The organism is Burkholderia sp. lig30 (assembly GCF_000687455.2).
GTDB lineage: Bacteria > Pseudomonadota > Gammaproteobacteria > Burkholderiales > Burkholderiaceae > Burkholderia.
The window spans coordinates 1-1499 of the sequence record NZ_JGVW01000124.1; the positions used below are offsets into that span (position 1 = coordinate 1).

Annotated in this window: 1 protein-coding gene; it reads right to left on the reverse strand. The window is 63.9% G+C overall.

From position 1 onward, the window contains the following. Positions 1-28 precede the first annotated feature (28 nt). A complete protein-coding gene (tnpC, locus tag LIG30_RS22870; RefSeq protein WP_442856880.1) occupies positions 29-1498 on the reverse strand; it encodes an IS66 family transposase in 1470 nt (489 codons plus the stop codon). Position 1499 lies beyond the last annotated feature (1 nt).

A 1499-nucleotide genomic window follows, 5' to 3' on the forward strand; every position in this document is an offset into this window, starting at 1 on the left:
GTAAGCGTCCGGCGAACCCGTCCCGTGGTTACGCCGGCGCCAGTTTCCAGTGCTGAGGCAAGAGGTCGTCGAGGCGAGCCGCCGGCTGTACCGGTAGCCGCTCCAGAACGTCTTTGAGATAGACGTAGGGATCGTGGCCGTTCATTTTGGCCGACTGAACCAGGCTCATGACGGCGGCGGCACGGCGGCCGGCGCGCAACGAGCCGGCGAACAGCCAGTTGTTACGGCCGACAGCGATCGGACGGATCTGGTTTTCACACCAGTTGTTATCGATCGGAACGTCCGGATCGTCAAGGTAACGCGTCAACGCGACCCATCGCCGTAGGCTGTAATCGAGCGCCCTGGCGATCGCCGAACCTTCGCTCACTCGAGCGCGTTGCGCGGTCATCCACGCGTGCAGCGCATCTGCAACGGGTCGAGCACGTTGTTGCCGCACTTCCAGGCGCGATGGTGCGGCCAGTGGCTGCACGTCGCGCTCGATCTCATAGAGTTGGCCGATGTAGCGCAAGGCATCCTGCGCGATCTCGCTTTTGTTCGCGACATGCAGGTCGTAGAACTTGCGCCGTGCGTGCGCCATGCAGCCAAGTTCGGTGACACCCTGTGCAAACAGCGCCTTGTAGCCGGTGAAGTCGTCGCACACGAGTCCGCCCCGCCACTCACCGAGGAACGCTTTCGCATGCTCGCCGGCTCGACTGTCGGCGAAGTCGTAGACCACGGCCTTCAGGTCCTCGAATGCGCCCGGGCAATACGTCCATAGGTAGGCGCGCTGCGTCTTGCCCTTGCCGGGACTGAGCATCGCCACTGGGGTCTCATCGGCATGTAGCACGGCGTGTCGCAGAACCTGCCGCCTGAGCGCATCCACCAGCGGTTGCAGCTGCACGCCGCACGCGCCAACCCATTGGGCGAGCGTGGAGCGAGGAATCGCCAAGCCGGCGCGTTCAAAGATGCGTTCCTGTCGGTACAACGGAACGTGATCGCCGTATTTGCTCACGAGGACTTGCGCGAGCAGCCCGGCGGTGGGGATGCCCTTGTCGATCACCTGAGCCGGGACCGGTGCCTGGATCAGCGTCTCGCATTGCCGGCACACCCACTTGCCACGAACGTGACGCTCGACGGTAAAGACGCCGGGTGTGTAGTCCAGCTTCTCGCTGACGTCTTCGCCGATCCGCTTGAGCTGACACCCGCACGCGCACGTGGTGGACGCCGGTTCATGACGAACTTCCACGCGTGGCAGATTCGCCGGCAGCGGGGCACGGCGCGGCTTGTTCGTCTCGACGTCCTTCCTGGGTTGACTGGCGAGTTGCTCGAGTTCGTGCTCGATGGCGATCAGGTCCGCTTCGATCGCCTCGTCCAGCAGGCTTTGCTGCTCGGCTGCGAGCTTCTCGCTGCGCGCGGCAAACTTCCATCGCTTGAGCACGGCCATCTCGTGCGTGAGCTGAGCGATGCGCGCCTCCTTGAAACGCAGCTCGCTGTCCTTGGCGCGTACTTCCGACATCAAC